Genomic DNA, 18,538 nt, shown 5'->3' with positions numbered 1-18,538 from the left:
GGTACAAGAGTATGTACAAGGGAACAAGCGCTTCTGCTGGAATCGGGATTGGAAAAGCAGTGATTGTGGAGGAGGCCGAACTGGTGATTGCCAGACAGACCGTAAGCGATGTGGAAGGGGAAGTGCAGCGTTTTAAGGGAGCGCTGGATGAAACCATGAAAGCCACGGAAAAGCTGGCTGAGGACCTGGCAACCAGAGTGGGAGAGAAGGAAGCTGAAATCATGCAGGGGCATATGATGCTTCTGGCAGACCCTATGCTGACAGGCGAGATTGAGAACTCCATAAGGAACGACAATGTGAACGCCGAGTTTGCCATTGAGAATGTGTGCAATATGTATGCGGATATGTTTGCCTCCATGGGAGACGAACTGATGCAGCAGAGGGCAACGGACATGCGCGACATCAAGACACGTATGCAGCAGATGCTTATGGGAATCCAGTCCGTGGACATCTCATCCCTGCCCGGGGGTAGTATTATTGTTGCGAAGGACCTGACTCCGTCCATGACAGCCGGAATTAATCCGGCCAATGTGACCGGTATTGTCACGGAGCTGGGCGGCAAGACCTCCCACAGCGCAATCCTGGCAAGGGCTCTGGAGATTCCGGCCGTGGTAGCTGTCACCGGCTTTCTGGACGGCGTGAAGGACGGGGACCAGGTGGTGCTGGACGGCAGCACCGGTGAGGTGTATGTGAACCCGGACCAGACTGTGATGGCTGATTACGAGGAAAAGAGAAGGCAGTTCCTGGTGGAAAAGAAGGAGCTGGAGCAGTATATCGGCAAACCGTCCGTCACCAAGGACGGCGTGCAGGTGGAAATCGTGGCTAACATCGGAAAGCCTGAGGACGTGGACAAGGTACTGCAGTATGACGGCGAGGGTATCGGACTGTTCCGCACTGAGTTCCTGTTCATGGACCGGAGTGCCATGCCTACGGAGGAAGAACAGTTTGAGGCCTATAAGAAGGTGGCTGCTGCCATGAACGGCAAGCCTGTCATCATCCGCACACTGGATATCGGAGGCGACAAGGAGATTCCATACATGGGCCTGGAAAAGGACGAGAATCCATTCCTGGGCTACCGGGCCATCCGTTTCTGCCTGGATCGCAGGGAGGATGTGTATAAGCCGCAGCTGAGGGCGCTTTTAAGGGCAAGCGCATTCGGCAACATCCGGATTATGGTTCCCTTAGTGACCTGTATTGAGGAGTACCGTCAGGCTAAGGCTCTTGTGGAGGAAATCAAGAAGGAACTGGATGAAAAGGGCATTGCATACAACAAAGACATCCAGGTGGGCATCATGGTGGAGACAGCAGCAGCTTCCCTGATTGCAGATATCTTTGCAAAGGAAGTGGACTTTTTCAGTATCGGCACCAATGATTTGACCCAGTACACCATGTCGGTTGACAGGGGCAATAAAAAGGTGTCCTATCTGTATTCCACCTTTAACCCGGCAGTGCTCAGAAGCATACGGCATATCATTGCCTGCGGCCGTGAGGCCGGCATAATGGTAGGCATGTGCGGCGAGGCAGCAAGCGACCCAATGATGATTCCGCTGCTTCTGGCATTCGGACTTAACGAGTTCAGCATGAGCGCGTCCGCCATCCTGAAGGCCAGAAAGATGGTTACACAGTACAGTGCAGAGGAACTCCAGGCAGTGGCTGACAAGGCCATGAGCTTTGCCACAGCAGCAGAAATAGAACAATACATGAGAGATTTTGTGGAGAAGGTTACGGATTAATGGCAGTTTATCTGGTTTGTTATATCATAAGCTTTATATTGGCCCGGCAGCATTTTTATATGCTGTCTGGGCTGGTTTTAATTACAGCAGCCTTGTGGCTGCATGGCAAGGATTACAGGGAGACAGGCAACCTGATTCATTTGAGGGGGCTTTTCTGCCTCTTTTTTGTGGGCGGACAGGGCATTTCCTGCTTTAAGCTCAGCCGGCTTCAGACGGATTGGAGCGTCATGACATGGGTCTGCCTGGGCCTGGCTGTGGCTGCTTTCTGGATTGCCTTTGAGGTGCTGCACCGGATATATGACGGCTGGAGCGCTGCGGACATGCAGTCTGTCTACCGCTTTTACGCCTCGGCTGAATCGCCGCTGCAGGCTAAGAGGCTGCTTCATTCCATGGCAGGGCTGGTGGCCGTGTCCTTCCTCGCCTTTTTCTTTGAGGCGTGGAAGCTGGGCTTTGTGCCGCTGTTTTCATACGGTGTGCCCCATGCCTATTCCTATTTTCATGTCAGCGGAGTACACTATTTTACGGTGTCCTGTGTGCTGGTGCCCAGCCTGTTTGTGGTTTACAGCCTTATGATATCCCGCAGGGGAAGGGGACTGACCAGGGACCAGGGCTTCTGGCTGGGACTGCTTCTGGTGGTGCTGTCCCTGGCCGTGCCGGTGCTCTGCGTGTCCAGGTTCCAGCTGATACTGGCAGTGGGCATGGCTGCGTTTACCTATATTTCCATGAGCGGCACCTTCAGCCTGGTCTATGTGGGCGTTCTGATGGCCTGCATGATTCCGGCCTACCTGTTGCTGACCATTATGCGCAGCCACAGCGTGGAATACCTGAACGGCATTTTTGAGATGAAGAACAGCCGCATGCCCATTTTTATTACACAGCCCTATATGTATATTGCCAATAACTACGATAATTTCAACTGTCTGGTGGAGCAGCTGGCCTCCCACAGCTTTGGGCTCCGCATGCTGTTTCCGGTCTGGGCCCTGACAGGCCTTAAGTTCCTGTTTCCGGTCCTGGTGAGCTTTCCGCTTTTTGTGACCAAAAAGGAGCTGACCACCCTTACCCTGTTCTATGACGCCTACTATGATTTCGGCGTCTTTGGCATGGTGCTTTTTGGCGGGCTTTTGGGGGCTGCATGCTATTGGCTGGTAAGGCGCAGGCGGAAGATGACATGTCCTGCGGGCCATGTGATTTATGCACAGATTGCCATGTATATGATGCTGTCTTTTTTCACCACCTGGTTTTCCAACCCGGCCACCTGGTTTTATCTGGCTGTCACAGGTATTATTTACATGTATGTCAAGTCCTGACAAGGGTTGTGTGGGGAATTGTGACAAGGGGAGTGGGGGTAAATATAAAAATTATATAAAATATTGTTGACTTTTATCTTAAGATTTGCTATGATGCTGTTAGTGAAGTAAATCTTTGGAAGTTACAATTAAATAATTAATAAGGATTGTTACTGTTCGGCAGGCAAAACCAAGTTTGTTAAGGGGATGATGAGTACCCGCGTGTACGCGTAGATGGGTCTCTTTAACAAAGTTGGTTTTTTTGTTTTCATCAGGAGCAATTATGAAAATAGCGAAAATAATTAATAATAATGTAGTGAGTACCTGCGATGAAGAGGGCAGGGAAATTATCGTCATGGGAAGAGGCGTTGGCTTTAAGGCAAAGGAAGGCAGTCCTATTGATGAGGAGAAGGTGGAGAAGATATTCCGCCTGGAGAGTCAGAACACCATGGATAGGTTTAAGGAACTGCTTGTGAATCTTCCCATGGAGCATGTACAGATTTCAGCAGAAATCATCAGTTATGCCAAAGAGGTCCTCAACAGACCCATTAACCCAAATGTGTATATCACCCTTACGGACCATATAAATTTTGCACTGGAACGTTACAAACAAAAGATGATGTTTTCCAATCCCTTAATCAGGGAGGTCCGCAGCTTTTACCACGCGGAATACCTGATTGGCGAATATGCCATTGCCATGATTGAAAGGGACCTGGGAGTAAAGCTCCCGGTGGACGAGGCAGCTTCCATTGCCCTGCACATCGTCAATGCAGAGTATGATGCGCCCATGGGTGATACAATTAAAATCACCAATCTGATACAGCAGGTATCGGAGGTGGTCAGGGAGTATTTCAATATAGAGCTGGATGAGCAGTCCCTCAGCTATGAGAGGTTCATCACTCATCTGCGCTTTCTGGCACAGCGGGTATTTACAGGGGAGCATATGAATCTGGATAACCTGGAATTCCAGGAGGTCATCGACCGTCTCTATCCGGAGGAATATGCCTGCAGCCAGAAGATACAGGCGCTCATCAAGCTGCAGTACGGGCATCAGGTGACAGAGGAGGAAGTGGCTTACCTGGCCCTGCACATCAAACGTATCAGGACTAAATAATTTTTTTGCAGGGTCCCTGAGTGGACATGAAAGGAGAGCAGTAAGGATGTTTGGAACATTTAAGAAGTTATTCGGGGGAGAAGAAAAGGAAGAGAAGATAATTGCAGCGCCTGTGAACGGAACAGCCATTCCCATGAGCCAGGTAGCCGACCCCACCTTCAGCCAGGAGATTCTGGGCAAGGGAACAGCAATCGTGCCGGCAGACGGCAGGGTGGTTGCGCCGGCAGACGGACTGGTGACCATGGTATTTGACACAAAACACGCCATCAGCATGCAGACGGACAACGGCGCAGAGCTGATTATCCATATCGGACTGGACACGGTACAGCTTAAGGGACAGTATTTTGAGGCCCATGTGGCTGCGGGAGATAAGGTAAAGCAGGGCGACCTTCTTCTGGACTTTGATATAGATAAAATTAAGGAAGCCGGCTATGATGTAACCACACCGGTCATCATCTGCAATACGCCCCAGTTCCCGAAGATGGAATGTGTGTCCGGGATGGAAGCAAAGGCAGGGGAGACCGCCATCATCAAACTGTAACGAATAAAGGTGGGTATGAGTTGATTGAGCGGAGCTTTATCTTAAAAGACGAAATGGGGCTTCACGCAAGACCGGCCGCCATGCTTATGGTCAGGATGCTGCGCGTTAGCTCCTCCGTGGAAATCATCTGCGGGGACCGCAGGGCGGACGGAAAGGATGTCATGAGCATCATGGCCATGAATACAGTGGCTGGAGATGAGGTCATCTTCCGTATAGAAGGACCGGACGAAGAGGACGCCATGAAGGAAGTGGAGGCTGTCCTGTCCGCAGATGCCTGATGTCCTGTCCGTTGGATATGCGGGTGCGGACCAGCCGGTAGGCTGGTCCGGGAAACAAACAACAGTGATTTAAACCCGGGAACGGGTTTGAATAGAGTATTTATCAAAATGTAATTCAGAGTACTCCTACGGGAAAAGTATAGAAGGAGGCTCTAAAAAAGAAAGGGGATTTATGTTATGATGAAGTATTTGCAGAAACTAGGTAAGGCCATCATGCTTCCTGTTGCCGTTCTGCCGGTTGCAGCTATTATGATGGGTATCGGCTATGCCATGTGTCCTTCCACCATGCAGGGCGGTGACGTAACCGGTATTATCCAGGTAATTGGTTTTGCGTTGGTGAAGATTGGAAGCGCCGTAATCGACAAGCTGCCCATGCTGTTTGCAGTTGGTGTGGCAATCGGTTTATCAAAGGACCAGCACGGTGCAGCAGGTCTTGCAGGTCTGGTTGCCTTCCTGACCGTTACCACTGTACTTAACAGCGGCGTTGTTGCCACTATGATGGGAGTTGAGGAAGCACCTCTGGCCTTCTCCAAGATTGACAATGCTTTTATCGGTATTATTTCCGGTATCACGGCATCTGTCTGCTACAATAAGTTCAGCAGCGCAAAGCTGCCCACCGCACTGGCTTTCTTCTCAGGAAAGCGCTGTGTGCCCATCGTTACCTCCTTTGTAATGGTTGCAGAGTCCGCCATCCTGTACTTTGTATGGCCGGCACTGTTCAATGCCCTTGTGTGGGTTGGCGAGCACATCATGGGACTTGGCCCTGTAGGCGCTGGTATCTATGCATTTGCAAACCGTCTCCTGATTCCCACCGGACTGCATCATGCACTGAACGCAGTATTCTGGTTTGATATTGCCGGCATTGCCGACATCAACAAGTTCTGGGGCTTCGCAGAAGGCGGAATCAAGGGCGTAACCGGTATGTACCAGGCAGGTTTCTTCCCGGTTATGATGTTCGGTCTTCCTGCTGCAGCATTTGCAATGTACCAGACAGCAAAGCCGGAGAAGAAGCAGTATGCAGCAGGTATCCTGATTGCAGGCGCAGTTGCATCCTTTGTATCCGGCGTAACCGAGCCCCTGGAATTCTCCTTCATGTTCCTGGCTCCCGGACTGTACCTTGTACACGCTGTCCTGACCGGTATCTCCGTAGCAGTAGCAGCCGCATTCCACTGGACTGCAGGCTTCTGCTTCAGCGCAGGCGTCACTGACTTCATCTTCAGCTGCAGGCTGCCAATGGCCAACCAGCCATTCATGCTGTTGGTACAGGGCGTTGTATTCGCAGTTATTTACTACGTAGTATTCCGCGCTGTTATCACCAAATTCGACCTTCCGACACCGGGACGTGAGAAAGAAGATTTAGATGCGGAAATGTCAGCTGTACTGGCAAACGACGATTTCACCAAGGTGGCTGCCATTGTATTAGAAGGATTAGGCGGCAAGGGAAATATCGTATCATTGGATAACTGCATTACAAGACTGAGATTAGAGATAAAAGATTACACATTAGTAGATGAGAAAAAGATAAAATCCGCAGGCGTAGCAGGCGTCATGAGGCCAAGCAAGACCTCTGTACAGGTAATAGTAGGAACCAAAGTACAATTCGTAGCGGACGAGATGCAAAAAATGCTATAGCAATGAGCCGGGCAGATATACGGCCGAAAAAGCCCCGGGGAAGAGACCTTTCTCTTTCCCGGGGCCTTTTTTTGCCGTATGCTTATTATCCCTATATTATCCCTGTCCACCCTCTTGTTCCCCCGCCCCAAATATGCTATCCTATAATTTAAGGCATAATATAATGTACCCATCAACCCAAAGAAAAAGGAGGGTGCCGGTAAATGAAGCAAATTATCCGCAAGCGTCTGTGTATGGTAATCCTGACAGCCATGTTAATCACTCTCCTTATCAACTATTATGTAGAAATCCACAACGCCCGAAACGAAATGTATACCAGCGCCCGGGAAATGTTCTGGCAGGTTGGCCAAATCCTGGACCAAAACGAAAACGAGGCGGAAAAAGAAAGAGAAAACCTAAAAGAGCAATGCTTTATCCGCGCCAAAGCCATTGCCTACATCCTACAGGACCGTCCCCAGGTTACAAAAGACCAGCAGGAGATGCAAAAGATAGCCCGCCTGCTGCAGGTAGACGAGTTTCACCTGTTTGACACCCAGGGAAATCTCTACGCTGGTTCCGAGCCCAAATACTTTGGCCTAAATTTCAGCTCCGGCCAGCAGATGCAGTTTTTCCTGCCCATGCTGAAGGACTATCATCTTCAGATGTGCCAGGATATAACCCCCAACACGGCAGAAGGAAAGCTGATGCAGTATGCAGCGGTCTGGCGTGAAGACCGGAAGGGCATTATCCAGGTAGGGTTAGAGCCCACAACGGTTTTAGATTCCATGAAGCGGACCGAGCTTTCCTACATATTTTCCCTGGTGACCTCAGAAAAGGATTCCACCATATACGCCATAGACCCGGAAAGCAGCGTCATCCTGGGGTCCACGGACGAAAGCCTGGTGGGAAAACAAATCCAGGAAATCGGGCTTCACCCAGAACAGCTATCCATTACCGACCGGGGAGTCAGGGCAGTCATAAACAGCGAAGACAGCTACTGCGTCTTCGGACGGAGCAGCTCCGCCATACTGGGCCTGTCGTCAACCAGTGCATCCCTGTACCGGGAAGTAAACCGCAGCACCCTGATGGTAGCAGCATACCTTATGGGCATATCGCTGCTGATGATTCTGTTTATATCCAGGGACATGGACCATTATATCTTAACAGGGATATCCTCCATCCAAAAGAAACTGGGGAAAATAACCGGAGGAAACCTGGACACCCGTGTGGAGGTGGACAGTACGCCCGAATTCAGGGAACTGAGCTTCCAGATAAACAAAATGGTGGAAAGTCTGCTGGATACCACCAACAAAATATCCCGCATTCTGGAAATGGCCAAAGTACCCATAGGTGTATACGAATACAACCGCGACATGAAGCGTGTTATGGCAACTACCCGTCTGGCGGATATCCTCCGGCTAAAGGAGCAGGAAGCAGAAGAACTTCTGGCAGACCATCATCTGTTTGAGGAGAAGCTGGGCGAACTCAGGAATCATCCCCTGGACCGGGAGAACGGGATATATCAATTGGAGGGCACTGCCCCGGGTTATATCCGTCTGGAATCCTTTGAACGGGAGAACAGCGTGCTGGGCATGATAGTGGATGTCACGGATGACATCAGGGAAAAGAAAAAGATAGAGAGGGAACGGGACATTGACCTTCTAACAGGCATGTACAACAGAAGGGCATTTTACCGCCGTATGGAACAGTTGTTTGAGGAACCGGAAAAACTGGGCCGCGGCATGATGCTAATGGCCGATGCAGACAACCTGAAGCAGGTCAATGACAGGTACGGCCATGAAAACGGAGACCGGTATCTGGCAGCCATAGCAGCCCTGTTAAAAAGCTGCGGCAGCCGTCAGTGCATTGCTGCCCGTCTCAGCGGGGATGAGTTTGCCCTGTTCCTTTACGGATGCACCTCAAAAGAGGAATTAATGGAATACGAATTAAGTCTCATAAAAGCCATGGAAACATGTACGGTGGAGTTGGGAAACAAGGAGCATATCCCGGTTCGTTTTTCAGCCGGATACGTTTTTTATCCGGAGGACGGCATGGAGACGGCCATTTTGTTAAAGAAGGCGGATGATGCCATGTATGAGGCAAAACGGGCCTGCAAGGCGGCGTGGGTCAGGGAATAGCAGGGGCAGGCTGACGCTGATTCAGACAGTGAGGAGGACAGGTTTACATGAAATATAATAAAAAGAAATGCATGGCAGCCAGGTGTCTAAGGGGTATGCTGGCCCTGACCGTGCTGTCCGCCATGCTGGGTCTGGCGGCATGCCGCACAGAAACCGGGGACATGGATAATACAGAAGCATCAGGAAACAATCATACGGCCGGCTCTGTCAGCCAGGAAGACTCCCGCCCGCCGGACAGTGCTGCGGACCAGACCGCGGCGGACGTGCCAAAGCGTCCTCTGACGCAAGAGGAGCTGCGCGGCTTTGAGGAATATCTGAACCGGGCTGACAACTATGGATTTCTTTTGTCTGATTACCGGAGTCCGGAATATATTAACCTGGATGAAGTGTTTTATTCAGGCGCCGGCCTGGAACAGCCCCAGCTTACAGAGGATGAACGGGATATGTATCTGGAAACCGTTGGACAGCCAGAGCTCTATACGGACATGGTGAGGCTGGAAACAGAACAGATTGACGCGTTCCTGGCAGAGAAGACCGGCCTGACGCTTGACCGTATGAAAACAGGTCTTCAGTGGGTTTATCTGCCCCGGTATGACCGGTATTATGCCGAACACGGCGATACCAACATGAGAAGCTTCTTTTGCGCCAGAGGTGAGACGGATAGCGGAAAATACAGAATATGGTGCCTTTCAGACGGATACAGCCAGTTTAATCTGGAAAGCATTGTGACCCTGAAAAAGGTATCGTCGGGATACCAGTTCCTGTCCAACGAAATCATATGGGATTATCTTGGTATCTGCAAGGCGGATGCCAAGGCCCCTACGCCAGAGGCCCTGCATTATGTTATATCGGCCTATAAAAAGGAAGTGGAGCAAGGCGGAGCCGGCATATATCCTGTGGGAGAAGTTCCCGGTAACTATGATTCTCCTGTCTTTGATTCCGGCACCAGATATTATTCCATGGAAGAAATGCAGCAGATAAGCTGGAGGCCGGAGCTGATACCGGTGTTCCGCAATGAAATTTACGCCCGTCATGGATATATTTTTAAGAATGAATTCTGGAATGAATTTTTCAGTACATTTACATGGTATTCAGGTGAGTGTCCTGCCGATACCTTTGATACAACCCTTTTTAATGAATATGAGAAAGCCAATCTGAAACTGGCGGTTGAGATGGAAAACCAGACAGAGTAACCCAAAAGCCTGTATCCATTGGATTATCAGCTGGGGCTGACAGCGTGGGAGGAAAACATATGCCCGGGATATATAACCGGAACGCATTATGTTTTCCTCCTTCTTGACATATATCAGAAGGTTTGGTATAATACATTTAGATATTTAGAAAAATATCTAAATGATGATACACCAGATAAAGAGCCGGTGCCGCAAGTTACTCTGTATAAGCAAGTTACCCTGTACAAAATCAGGCAAAGCGAAAGGAGGCATGCCGTCCATGTCCTTTGGTGATACATTTAAGGCCCTGTCCGACCCCACCCGCCGGGAGATACTCAATCTGTTAAAGCAGGGAAGCATGACCGCGGGGCAGATTGTGGAGCATTTTGACACAACCGGTGCCACCATTTCCCACCACCTGAACATACTCAGGCAGGCAGGTCTCATAGAGGACCGGAAATCAGGAAAATATATTTATTATGAGCTGAATACCACCGTATTCCAGGAAGTCCTTTCCTGGCTGCATTCATTAATGGAGGAAGACAAACATGAAGAAGATTAACAGAAAAATATCCAAGTGGGATATATTATACTGGATGCTGGCCTTTGTGCCCTTTCTTATTTCCCTGCTGTTTTATAACCGCCTGCCGGAGCAGGTTCCCACCCACTGGGGTTCGGACAATGTGGTCAACGGTTATTCCAGCCGCAACATGGCGGCGTTTGGCATACCTGCCTTTATGCTTCTCATGGCAGCCATGGTAAATGTAATTTACCGGATTGACCCCAAACGGGAGAATATCAACCGTTCCATGGAATTAAAGCAGATTTCGCGGTGGTTCGTGGTTCTGCTGGCCGTAATGGTCCAGTTTGTGATTGTCCTGTCCGGAATCGGTATGGACATTGACGTGGGCAGTCTGGTAAGCATCCCCATAGCACTGATGTTTGTGGCGGCAGGCAATTATTTGCCCAAATGCAGGCAGAATTATACTATGGGCATCAAGCTTCCATGGACTCTGGCAGATGAAGATAACTGGAACAGAACCCACCGCCTGGCAGGGTATGTATGGACGGCAGGGGGCATACTGATGCTGGTTATGGGCTTTTTTCATCTGGCGTCTCTGTTCTTTCTTGTTTTCATGGCAATGGTCCTGATTCCAAGTGTGTACTCCTATCTGATTTACCGCAGGAAGCAGAAAGGGATTTAGACGGTTACGTTATTTAAAATTCATGGAATCATATAAACGGCCCTGCTTTGTGCAGGGTCTTTTGTAATGTGCAGAATATCTGTAATACCGGGAGGAAATGCTGGCTGAGGAAAATTTAGGCATGGTGCCGTCACATACAGGATTGAATAAATGGAGGGTTTGAAGTATAATAAACGGGATAATGAATCAGAAGGAGGACATCATGGCAGTATCAAATGTATATTACACCAACATGAGGACCACACTTACGGAAAATCTCCTGCAGAAGCTGGAGAGACTGGTGAAAAAGGCCGGCATGATGGATATTGACTTTAACAACAAATACACTGCAATCAAGATTCACTTTGGTGAACCTGGAAACCTGGCTTATCTGCGTGCCAACTATTCCAAGGTTCTGGTGGATTTAATCCGGTCCCAGAAGGGCAGGGTATTTCTGACCGACTGCAATACCCTCTACGTAGGGCGGAGAAAGAATGCATTGGACCACCTGGACGCTGCTTATGAAAATGGCTATAATCCCTTTACCACGGGATGTCATATTATCATTGCCGACGGCCTTAAGGGAACGGATGAAGCCCTGGTTCCCATTGACGGAGAGTATGTAAAGGAAGCAAAGATTGGCCGGGCCATCATGGATGCGGATATCGTCATTTCCATGACCCATTTTAAGGGCCATGAGGCCACCGGGTTCGGCGGAACCCTTAAGAACCTGGGCATGGGCAGCGGCTCCCGAGCCGGTAAGATGGAAATGCACAATGCCGGCAAGCCGTTTGTACATACGGATACATGTATTGGATGCGGCGCCTGTCAGAGAAACTGCGCCCACGGCGCCATCACGGTCCGGGAACGCAAGGCTTCCATTGACACAAACAAGTGCGTTGGATGCGGACGCTGCATCGGCGCCTGTCCCGTAGACGCAGTGGACTCCATGTGTGATGAGGCCAATGATATCCTGAACCGGAAGATTGCCGAATATTCCCTGGCAGTGCTGAAGGGACGCCCTAATTTCCATGTGAGCCTGGTGGTGGACGTATCCCCCAACTGTGACTGCCATTCGGAAAATGATGCCCCCATTGTGCCTAACGTGGGTATGTTTGCCTCATTTGACCCGGTAGCCCTGGACATGGCCTGCGTGGATGCGGTAAACCGCCAGCCCGTGCTTGCCGGAAGTTTCCTGGCGGAACAGGACCATCACAGCCATGACCATTTCATCAATACACATCCGGATACAAACTGGGAGACCTGCATTGACCACGCTGTGAAGCTGGGACTTGGCAATAAGGAATACAATCTCATTACCATCTAAATTACCATTCAGAACCTGACCATAAGGAGGATACAGGAAATATGAGCAGACAATCATTAGACACAATCTGTTTACAGGGAGGATGGGAGCCGAAGAACGGCGAGCCCAGACAGCTTCCTATCTACCAGAGCACAACTTTTAAGTATACAACCAGCGAGCAGATGGGCCGTCTTTTTGACCTGGAGGAGAACGGTTATTTCTATACCAGGCTGGCGAACCCCACCAATGACGCAGTGGCATCAAAAATCTGCCAGCTGGAGGGCGGCGTGGGAGCCATGCTCACTTCCTCAGGTCAGGCAGCCACATTTTATGCAATCCTTAATATCTGCCAGGCAGGAGACCATGTAATCAGCTCCTCCACCATATACGGCGGTTCCACCAATCTGTTCACTGTTACCTTCCCCAAAATGGGAGTGGAGTGCACCCTGGTGAATCCGGATGCAGACGAGGAGGAACTGGCAAAGGCATTCAGGCCAAACACTAAGGTGGTATTTGCGGAGAGCATTGCCAACCCCGCCCTGACCGTGCTGGATTTTGAAAAGTTTGCACGTCTTGCCCACAGTCATGGGGTGCCTCTGATTGTGGATAATACCTTTGCAACCCCCATTAACTGCCGTCCCTTTGAGTGGGGGGCGGATATTGTCACGCACAGTACCACAAAATACATCGACGGCCATGCAGCTACGGTGGGCGGATGTATTGTGGACAGCGGCGACTTTGACTGGGAGGCCCATCATGACAAATTCAAAGGTCTGACAGAGCCTGACGAGTCTTATCACGGCATTGTGTATACCCGGAAATTTGGCAGGCTGGCCTATATCCAGAAGGCCACAGCCCAGCTTATGAGGGATTTGGGTTCCATCCAGTCCCCGCAGAATGCATTTCTCATCAATATTGGCCTGGAAACCCTTCATTTAAGGATGCCAAGACACTGTGAGAGCGCATTTAAGGTGGCTTCCTATCTTCAGTCCAGGGAGGATGTGGCCTGGGTGAAATATCCGGGACTTCCGGGGGATAAGTATTATGAGCTGGCCCAAAAATACATGCCGAAGGGCACCTGCGGCGTTATTTCCTTTGGTTTAAAGGGCGGGCGTCAGGCGGCTTCCGTGTTTATGGATAAGCTGAAGCTGTGCTCCATTGAAACCCATGTGGCTGATTCCAGGACAGCTGTGCTTCATCCGGCCAGCCATACCCACCGTCAGCTTACGGATGAACAGCTGGTGGAGGCGGGCGTGGACCCGTCCATGATTCGTTTCAGCGTTGGACTGGAGTCTGCCGATGATATTATTGAGGATATCCGCCAGGCGTTGGAAGATTAAGAGGTTTGAGAAAGCAGAGTCCGTCAGGGTTTAAAACCTTGTGTGGCTAACATATGTGACAGACAGAAAGGGAGCTGTCCGCTTGCAGTAACGATGTAAGCGGACAGCTCCTTTGGCAGTTGGGATATTGTGTCTGCATTTTTCAAGAAGAGGATGGCTTAACGGCAGGTTGATGTTTACTGATGGCCAGTACTTTTTGCCGGATACAATCAGCCGTAACATGAACCGATAATAAGTCAAATAAAATGCTTGACAAAGATAACTGTATCATGTATAGTTACAGTATGAACTGTAACAAACGATATTACATATAGATAAGGAGAATAGCGATGAAGGAGAATATGAAGGAGAACAGGACAAAATACGATGCAGTTATAATCGGCTTTGGAAAAGGCGGAAAGACCATGGCAGGAGCTCTTGGGGCGGCCGGGAAAAAGGTGGCGCTTATAGAGCGGTCTTCAAAAATGTATGGCGGTACCTGTATTAATGTGGGCTGTATTCCTACCAAATCACTGGTGTACAGGGCAGGGCTGGCAGCGGCCAAGGGCGGATCCTTTGAGGAGAAGGCCGCAGCCTATAAAGCAGCCATGGAGCAGAAGGAAGACCTGACAGCGCGGCTTCGGGGAAAGAATTACCAGAAACTGGACAGCAGCCCCAACATTACAGTGATTGATGGAACCGCCAGTTTCCAGTCACCTCATGTGGTGGAAGTGGAGAAAGACGGAAGGACCTTCCAGGTGGAGGGAGAGCAGATATTTATTAATACAGGCTCATCCGCTTTCATACCTCCCATCGAGGGACTGAAAGGAAATCCCTATGTTTACACCAGCGAAGGCCTTCTGAACCTGACCCGGCTGCCGGCCAGGCTGGTTATCATCGGCGGCGGCTACATAGGCGTAGAATTTTCTTCCATATATGCAAGTTTTGGCTCAAAAGTGACCATACTTCAGGATGGAGATGTATTCCTTCCTAGGGAGGATGAGGAAATTGCAGGAGCTGTCAGGGAGTCCCTGGAGTCCAGAGGCATCCATGTCATGACCGGGGTCAGGGTAAAGGCGCTGGAACAGGCCGAAGGAAGGGCCCTGGTGGTTGTGGATACAGGAAAGGAAGTTCAGAAGCTGGAGGCCGAGGCTGTCCTGGTAGCCACAGGGCGCAGGCCAAATACAGCCGGACTTAATCTGGAAGCAGCCGGTGTCCAGGTAGGACCCAGAGGCGGGATTGTAACGGATGATTCCCTGACCACCACAGCGCCTCATATCTATGCCATGGGCGATGTGAGGGGCGGACTGCAGTTTACATACATTTCCCTGGATGATTTCAGAATCGTGAAGTCCAAGGTTCTGGGAGATGGAAGCTACACATTGAAGAAAAGAGGCGCTGTGCCTTACAGTGTTTTCCTGATTCCGCCTTTCTCCAGAGTGGGATTAAGTGAAAAAGAGGCAGTGGAAAAGGGTTATAAGGTAAAGATAGCCAGACTGGCGGCGGCAGCCATTCCAAAGGCCCAGGTGCTGGAACAGCCGGCCGGGCTGCTTAAGGCAGTGATAGATGAGGAGACAGGACTAATTCTGGGAGCCCACCTGTTCTGCCAGGAATCCTATGAGATGATTAATCTGATTAAGCTTGCCATGGATGCAAAGGTGCCATATCAGGTGCTGAGGGATACCATCTACACCCATCCGACCATGAGCGAGGCCTTTAATGATTTATTTGCAGTATGACAATGTCACAAAAAAAGATAGAATATATGACACAAAACATCACACATAAAAAGGAGACACACCTATGGGATTTTCATTCGATATCAGCGTACCGGCTCTGACGGTATTCATACAGGGACTGGTCAGCTTTTTCTCTCCCTGCGTCCTGCCCCTCATACCCTTATACATCGGGTATCTCTCCGGCGGTACCGGGAAGCGCGGTGAGGACGGCCGCATGCATTATGAACGGAGCAAGGTAATGCTTCACACGCTCTGTTTTGTCATCGGCGTCAGCTTTGCCTTCTTCCTGCTGGGACTGGGATTCTCCACCCTGGGAACCTTCTTTAAGAGCAACCAGCTTTTCTTTGCCAGGGTGGGAGGAATCCTGGTGGTGCTCTTTGGATTTTATCAACTGGGATTTTTTGGTAAGAGCGGAGCCATGGGAAAGGAGCACAGGCTGCCTTTCAAGCTGGATATGCTGGCCATGTCGCCGGTGACTGCCCTGGTTATGGGCTTTACCTTCAGTTTTGCATGGACGCCCTGTGTGGGACCGGCCCTTGCAAGCGTTCTTCTCATGGCGGCATCTGCCAGTACAAAGGCATTGGCCTTTGGCCTGATTGGAGTTTATACACTGGGATTTGTACTGCCGTTCCTTGCAGTGGGATTGTTCACCACTTCTCTGCTGGAATTCTTTAAGACCCATGGCAATGTGGTGAAATACACGGTGAAGGTGGGAGGAATCCTGATGATTTTCATGGGCCTTCTGATGTTTACCGGAAGAATGAATGCAGTGACAGGATACCTTTCCAGGTTCCAGTCCCAGTCTTCGGTCCAGGGCAGCCAGGAGCCGGGAAAGGGCGGCAAAACCCCGGCGGCTGCTGATACGGAGTCCGAATCCGGTGACAGCGAATCTGAAACAGAAGGTATTAAGGCTCAAACCAAAACCGCAGATGGGGCAGAAGAAGCAGATACCGCTGAAGAAAAGACCGCAGGTGCAGTGAATCCGTCTGACACACCGGATACAAATAAAGCCAATGCAGCAGACGGAAATGCAGGGGAAGAAAATGGGACGGACCAGTCCGGCGCCGGAGAACAGGATGTGCTTCCAGCCGTTGATTTTACGCTTAAGGACCAGTACGGCAATACCCATTCCCTGTCAGATTACAAGGGAAAGACCATATTCTTAAATTTCTGGGCCACATGGTGTCCGCCCTGCCGGGCAGAGATGCCGGATATACAGAAAATATACGAAACCTATGATACGGAAGGGGATGACGCCCTTATTGTACTGGGGGTGGCCGGACCGGGATATGGCAATGAAAAATCAGAAGAGGGAATCAAAGAATTCCTGGAGGAAAACGGATACACATATCCGGTGCTCATGGATACCACGGGCGAGCTGTTCAGCGCATACGGCATCTATTCTTATCCCACCACGTTTATGATTGACAGGGACGGAAACGTATTCGGATACGCCAGCGGACAGCTGAACGAGGACATGATGAAAAATATCATAGAACAGACAATGGAAGGAAAACGGAGATAGAAAGATGAACAGAAGCAGAGCCAGAGCCATAAGAAGAAAATACCATAGAAGGACAAGAGTAACGGTCCGTAAGGCATGGCTCCTGTCAGCTCTGGCTGCGGCTGTCATAATCTACGGAGCAGCAGCACGAATCAGGGAAAGGGGACGGGAGGCCAAAGGAGCCCAGGTAAGCATAGAAACACCGGGCAGCACGGAAATGACAGGAGCTTTGGATTCAGGACGTCTGGGAAACGTATCGGTTGGAAATATAAAGCTGGACGGACTGACCATGGAACAGGCTGCATCCAAGATAAGGGAGGCATACCGCTGGGATATGAAGGTCCGGGATGGGGAAGAGAGCATTGCCCTGGAAGACCTCACAGGTCCCCAGCTGGATAAAATACTTGAAACCATAGAACACGCGGATAGGGATAAGCCCCAGAGCTATGAGCTGGATTATGACCGTCTGGAACAGGCATTTGCGGGACAGGCAGCGGAGCTGGCCCAAAAATGGGACAGGGGGGCGGCGGATTCCCAGATGGAATCCTTTGACAAGGACGCAAAGACCTACCGCTATACCCAGGAACAGTATGGACGCAGCCTGAAGCAGGAGCAGCTGGTGGAGGAACTGATGGAGGCAGCCAGAAAGGGTGAGTTCCGGACGGAAATCCAGGCGGCCTTTGATTCCATAGCGCCCAAACGGACGGCTGCCCAGGCCAGGGACCAGTACAAGGTAATTGGTACCTTTACCACCACCACAACGGATAATAAGAACAGGAACCAGAACATCCGTCTTGCATCAGATGCCATAGACGGTGTGGTGTTAAAGCCCGGGGAGGAATTCTCCTTTAACCTGGCCACAGGCAACCGCACCAGCGAAAAGGGCTACCAGCCCGCCGGTGCCTACAGGAATGGTGTCCTGATAGAGGAACCGGGCGGCGGCGTGTGCCAGGTTTCCACCACGCTGTACCATGCCATCATCAATTCAGGATACAAGACAACGGAGCGGAATTTCCACAGCTTTGCGCCCAGTTATATTGATAGGGGACAGGATGCCATGGTTAGTTTTGACGGCTATGCAGGACCCGACCTTAAATTTGTCAATACCCAGGACACTGCCATTGGCCTTAGGGCGTCCTTTGACGGAAAACAGCTGAAGCTTTCCATTGTCGGTCTGCCCTTGCTGGAAGAGAATGAACGCATTTCCATGCGTTCAGAAAAGGTCAGGGACCTGGAACCGCCGGAGCCTGTTTATGAGGAAAACCCGGAACTGGCATACGGGGAAGAGAAGATAGTGGAGCAGGCCCAGCCGGGCTCGGTCTGGAAATCATACCGCATTCTCACAAAAGACGGTCAGGTGGAGGAAGAAACCTTTCTTTACACCAGTACCTACAAAGCAAAGCCCGCTAAGATACAGCATAATTCAGCTGCCCTGCCGTCTGCAGGGGACCAGCCCCAGGCAGATGCAGGAGAAAACAATCAGGAAGGACAGACAGCGGGAACAACGGAAGGAACGGTCGGGGAGGCAATCATTCCGTTTGGCTCATGATTGGGTCTGGTCAGCGGGAGTTGACGCTGCACAGGCTGTGATATAATGTATGATATGAAAAAAC

The 18,538-nt window shown here is 50.5% G+C and carries 15 protein-coding genes; all 15 read left to right on the top strand.

Translation table 11 applies throughout. The features are described 5' to 3' along the window. The first annotated feature begins 11 nt into the window (after window positions 1–11). The 15 genes from ptsP (at window position 12) to I2H39_RS02475 (ending at window position 18,474) form a co-directional block, all read left to right on the top strand. The gene (gene ptsP, locus I2H39_RS02545; RefSeq protein ID WP_138306187.1) at window positions 12–1,733 is read left to right on the top strand and encodes a phosphoenolpyruvate--protein phosphotransferase; all 1,722 of its coding nucleotides are present in this window, start codon (window positions 12–14) and stop codon (window positions 1,731–1,733) included. Next, window positions 1,733–3,040, top strand: a complete 1,308-nt coding sequence (locus I2H39_RS02540) for an O-antigen polymerase (protein WP_195625731.1) — start codon at window positions 1,733–1,735, stop codon at window positions 3,038–3,040. The genes ptsP and I2H39_RS02540 overlap by 1 nt, the downstream gene beginning before the upstream one ends. 262 nt (window positions 3,041–3,302) lie before the next feature. Further along, complete coding sequence (locus tag I2H39_RS02535) at window positions 3,303–4,133, top strand: PRD domain-containing protein (protein WP_138306189.1); 831 nt, start codon at window positions 3,303–3,305, stop codon at window positions 4,131–4,133. Window positions 4,134–4,179: 46 nt separating this feature from the next. Continuing rightward, the gene (locus tag I2H39_RS02530) at window positions 4,180–4,674 is read left to right on the top strand and encodes a PTS glucose transporter subunit IIA (protein WP_138306190.1); all 495 of its coding nucleotides are present in this window, start codon (window positions 4,180–4,182) and stop codon (window positions 4,672–4,674) included. Window positions 4,675–4,694: 20 nt separating this feature from the next. Further along, entirely contained in the window at window positions 4,695–4,952 is a 258-nt protein-coding gene (locus I2H39_RS02525; RefSeq protein ID WP_138306191.1) for an HPr family phosphocarrier protein, read from the top strand. 177 nt (window positions 4,953–5,129) lie between these two features. After that, complete coding sequence (nagE, locus tag I2H39_RS02520; protein ID WP_138306192.1) at window positions 5,130–6,584, top strand: N-acetylglucosamine-specific PTS transporter subunit IIBC; 1,455 nt, start codon at window positions 5,130–5,132, stop codon at window positions 6,582–6,584. 203 nt (window positions 6,585–6,787) lie between these two features. Next, complete coding sequence (locus I2H39_RS02515) at window positions 6,788–8,701, top strand: diguanylate cyclase (RefSeq protein ID WP_195625730.1); 1,914 nt, start codon at window positions 6,788–6,790, stop codon at window positions 8,699–8,701. 47 nt (window positions 8,702–8,748) lie between these two features. After that, window positions 8,749–9,894 (top strand): YARHG domain-containing protein, encoded by a 1,146-nt coding sequence (locus I2H39_RS02510; protein ID WP_138306194.1) that lies wholly within the window; start codon window positions 8,749–8,751, stop codon window positions 9,892–9,894. Between the two features lie 259 nt (window positions 9,895–10,153). After that, entirely contained in the window at window positions 10,154–10,435 is a 282-nt protein-coding gene (locus tag I2H39_RS02505; protein WP_138306195.1) for an autorepressor SdpR family transcription factor, read from the top strand. Next, window positions 10,422–11,078 (top strand): SdpI family protein, encoded by a 657-nt coding sequence (locus I2H39_RS02500; RefSeq protein WP_195625729.1) that lies wholly within the window; start codon window positions 10,422–10,424, stop codon window positions 11,076–11,078. The genes I2H39_RS02505 and I2H39_RS02500 overlap by 14 nt, the downstream gene beginning before the upstream one ends. A 202-nt stretch (window positions 11,079–11,280) precedes the next feature. Further along, the gene (locus I2H39_RS02495) at window positions 11,281–12,384 is read left to right on the top strand and encodes a DUF362 domain-containing protein (RefSeq protein ID WP_138306197.1); all 1,104 of its coding nucleotides are present in this window, start codon (window positions 11,281–11,283) and stop codon (window positions 12,382–12,384) included. Between the two features lie 41 nt (window positions 12,385–12,425). After that, window positions 12,426–13,703, top strand: coding sequence for an aminotransferase class I/II-fold pyridoxal phosphate-dependent enzyme (locus I2H39_RS02490; protein WP_195625728.1), 1,278 nt, complete (start codon window positions 12,426–12,428; stop codon window positions 13,701–13,703). A gap of 329 nt (window positions 13,704–14,032) precedes the next feature. Continuing rightward, a complete protein-coding gene (locus I2H39_RS02485; protein WP_138306199.1) occupies window positions 14,033–15,421 on the top strand; it encodes an FAD-dependent oxidoreductase in 1,389 nt (462 codons plus the stop codon). Between the two features lie 64 nt (window positions 15,422–15,485). After that, entirely contained in the window at window positions 15,486–16,946 is a 1,461-nt protein-coding gene (locus I2H39_RS02480) for a cytochrome c biogenesis protein CcdA (RefSeq protein WP_195625727.1), read from the top strand. A 4-nt stretch (window positions 16,947–16,950) separates the two neighbouring features. Next, complete coding sequence (locus I2H39_RS02475) at window positions 16,951–18,474, top strand: VanW family protein (RefSeq protein ID WP_195625726.1); 1,524 nt, start codon at window positions 16,951–16,953, stop codon at window positions 18,472–18,474. Window positions 18,475–18,538 lie beyond the last annotated feature (64 nt).

The organism is Clostridium sp. 1001283B150225_161107_B6 (assembly GCF_015556325.1).
In the GTDB taxonomy this organism is placed as follows: Bacteria; Bacillota; Clostridia; order Lachnospirales; family Lachnospiraceae; genus Enterocloster.
The sequence above is the reverse complement of the archived record's forward strand: the minus strand, read 5'-3'. Positions and strand labels throughout refer to the sequence as shown.